The sequence below is a fragment of the Bauldia sp. genome (genome assembly GCF_020442045.1).
Lineage (GTDB): Bacteria > Pseudomonadota > Alphaproteobacteria > Rhizobiales > Kaistiaceae > Bauldia.
Genome location: NZ_JAGRLA010000065.1, coordinates 1 through 3,220 on the forward strand (window position 1 = coordinate 1; position 3,220 = coordinate 3,220).

3 protein-coding genes are annotated in these 3,220 nt (G+C 66.5%); all 3 read right to left on the reverse strand.

Going from position 1 to position 3,220, the window contains the following annotated elements; all coding sequences use genetic code 11:
- Positions 1 to 97: 97 nt before the first annotated feature.
- Entirely contained in the window at positions 98 to 1,093 is a 996-nt protein-coding gene (locus KDJ86_RS07685) for an ABC transporter ATP-binding protein (RefSeq protein ID WP_291744532.1), read from the reverse strand.
- 70 nt (positions 1,094 to 1,163) lie between these two features.
- Positions 1,164 to 2,321: an ABC transporter substrate-binding protein gene (locus tag KDJ86_RS07690; RefSeq protein WP_291744533.1), complete on the reverse strand. Its 1,158-nt coding sequence runs from the start codon at positions 2,319 to 2,321 to the stop codon at positions 1,164 to 1,166.
- A 125-nt stretch (positions 2,322 to 2,446) separates the two neighbouring features.
- On the reverse strand, positions 2,447 to 3,220 hold a 774-nt coding region (locus KDJ86_RS07695; protein WP_291744534.1), incomplete at its 5' end, for a LysR substrate-binding domain-containing protein.

The window sequence follows — 3,220 nt, forward strand, 5'->3', positions numbered from 1 at the left end:
AGCAGGGCGAGAAGCAGCTTGGGCCGCCGCCACAACAGGTCGGACAGCGATCCGAAAACGCCGCCGCGATCGGGCAGGACAGACCTCGCCCCGGCGCTCATCCGCCGTGCTCCATCAGGTGAAGGTCGGATGGATTCCAGGCGAGCGATACCGTCTCGCCTTCGGAGGGGGGCGTTTGCGTTGCCGGCAGGACGGCATGAAGACGCAGGCCCTCGACCTCGATCGCGAGACGCGTCGCGGCGCCGAGGAAATTCCGCGCGACGACCAGACCGGTCACGGCACCGCCGGGGGCTGCTTCCACCCGGACCGCCTCGGGCCGGAGGCTCGCCCACCGCGCCTTGCCCGTGAGGCGCGCGACGAAGTCGGGTGGCAGGACATTCGACGAGCCGACGAAATCGGCGACGAAGCGCGAGCGCGGCCGGCGATAGACATCCTCCGGCGTGCCGAGCTGCATGATGCGGCCCTGGTCGAAGACAGCGATCCGGTCGGCCATCGACAGCGCCTCGCCCTGGTCATGGGTGACGAAGACGAAGGTCACGGCCAGTTGCTTCTGCAGGCTCCTCAGCTCCTCCTGCATCTGCTCGCGGAGCTTGAGGTCGAGCGCGCCGAGCGGCTCGTCGAGGAGCAGCACCCGCGGCTTGTTGACGAGCGCGCGGGCGAGCGCCACCCGCTGCCGCTGGCCGCCGGAAAGCTGACCCGGACGGCGGGCGCCGAAGCCGGGCAGCCGTACCAGCTCGAGCGCCTCCTCGGCGACCTTCCGACGTTCCGCCCTGGCGACGCCGCGGACCATCAGGCCGTAGGCGACATTCTCGACGACGTCGAGATGCGGGAAGAGCGCGTAGTCCTGGAAGACCGTGTTGACGTGGCGCCGGTAGGGCGGAACGCCTTCCGCCGTCTCGCCGAAGATCTCGATATGGCCGGCTGTCGGCTGTTCGAAACCGGCAATCAGGCGCAAGCAGGTCGTCTTGCCCGACCCCGACGGCCCGAGCATGGCGAAGAACTCGCCGGGCGCGATATCGAGGTCGACATGATCGACCGCGCGCACCGAACCGAAATGACGCGAGACGCCCTGAAAGGAAACCGCGGCTGTCATGGCAGGCCCAAGATCTGCCGTCCGCCGCGACCGGCGCGGCGAACGGGGTGTGTGGCCGAGGTCGGGGCGATCAGCGTCCGCCGATCACGCCGATATAATCGGACACCCAGCGATAATAGGGGACGCATTCCCCCTGGCTCTCGCATTTCGAGACCGGCGTCCGCCAGAACCTGATCCTCTCGAAATCGTTGAAGCCGTTGGTGGCGCAGCCTTCATCGGTCAGGAGCTCGTTGCCTTTGCAGGCCGCCGGAACCGAGGGGACCGAGCCGAACCACGCGGCGAGATCGCCCTGCACCTTCGGCGACAGCGAATGCTCCATCCACATATAGGCGCAGTTCGGATGGGCGGCATCGGCATGCATCATCGTCGTGTCCGCCCAGCCGGTCGCCCCTTCCTGCGGGATCGTCGAGGCGATCGGCTGCCCCTCGGACGCGAGCAGGTTCACCTGGAAAGGCCACGAGCCCGACGCCACCACGCCCTCGTTCTTGAAGTCGTCCATCTGGATGAAGGCGTCATGCCAGTAGCGCGACACGAGCTTGCGCTGCCCGCGCAGCAGGTCGAGGGCGGCCTTGTACTGATCCTCGTTGAGCTCGTAGGGACTCTTGATGCCGAGATCGGGATTGTTGAACATCAGATAGTTGGCGGCGTCCGCGACATGGATCGGGCCGTCATAGGCCTGGACACGGCCGACATTCGACTTGCCGTCGGGAAAGTCCATCTCCTCGAAGACGACGTTCCAGCTCGCCGGGGCCTCCTTGAAAACCTCGGTATTGTACATCAGCACGTTCGGGCCCCACTGGTAGGGGGTGCCGTAATGCATGCCGTCGACCGTGTGCCAGGGGGCATTCTGGAGGCGCTCGTCAACGGTCCCCCAGCTCGGGATCAGGTCGACGTTGATCGGCTGGACCCGCTTGCCGGCGACGAGGCGCAGCGACGCATCGCCGGACGCGGTCACCAGGTCGAAGCCGCCCTCGTTCATCAGGGCGACCATCTCATCCGACGTGTTGGCGGTCTTGACGTTGACCTTGCAGCCGGTCTCCTTCTCGAAGTCCGTCACCCAGTCGTAGGCGGCATCGGTTTCGCCGCGTTCGATATAGCCGGGCCAGGCAACGATATCGACCTGGCCTTCGCCGTCGCCGAGCTCCATCATCATCTCGGCGGCAACGGCCTGGCCCGCAAAGCTCATTATCACAGCAAGGGCAGTGCAGGATTTCAGGGCGGATTTCATCAGTCTTCTCCCGGTCAGGGCGCCGCAACCCCGCGCGGCGGCGCAAATCCGGAGACCATCGTCCCGGCTTGCGCCAGGTTTCGCAATTTCATTTGTCAGAAGGCCGATATCGGAATTTCCGATATCTAGCGGTGCCGCGTCACCCGCTGTGTCTGGGCCACTCCGATGAACTCCCTCGCCGCGTCGGGGAGGTGCGAGCCGCGGCGCCAGACGACACCGACCTGCACGACCGGCAGCGAGCCGGAGACGTCGCGGGATTCGATCCGGTCGCCTTCGAGCGACCACGGCCGGTAGACGAGGTCGGGGAGTAGAGCGACGCCCGCGCCCGTGGCGACGAGGCTGCGCACGGCTTCGACGGAGCGGGTGCGGAAGGCGACGTGCGGCTTGGCGCCGAGCGCCGAAAGCAGCTTGCCGGTGTTTTCCTCGGTCTCGTCGACCGTCAGCATGATCAGCGGCTCGGCGGCGATGTCCTTGACGCCGATGATATCGGCGCTGGCAAGGCGATGTCCCATCGGAAGCCAGAGCCGGTAGGGCGAAACCTCGAGTATCTCGGCCTGCAGCGCCATGCGGTCGCGGAGATTGGAAATGACCATGACCGCGACATCGAGCTCGCCGCCGATCAGCAGGTGCTCGAGATAATCGCCATTGTCCTCGATCGCCGAGACATCGATGCTGGGCAGGGCGCGACGATAGCGGGCAAGCAGGTCCGAGAGGACATAGCCGGCGACCAGCGAGGTGACGCCGAGATGGAGGTGGCCGGCGGCAGCGGGCCGCTCGTCGGAGAAGGTCCGCCGCGCATCCGACACGTCGGCGAGAATCTTGGTGGCGTGGCGGAGGAACTGGTGGCCCTGATGGGTGATGGAGAGCCCGCGCGGATGGCGCTCGAACAGCTCCACTCC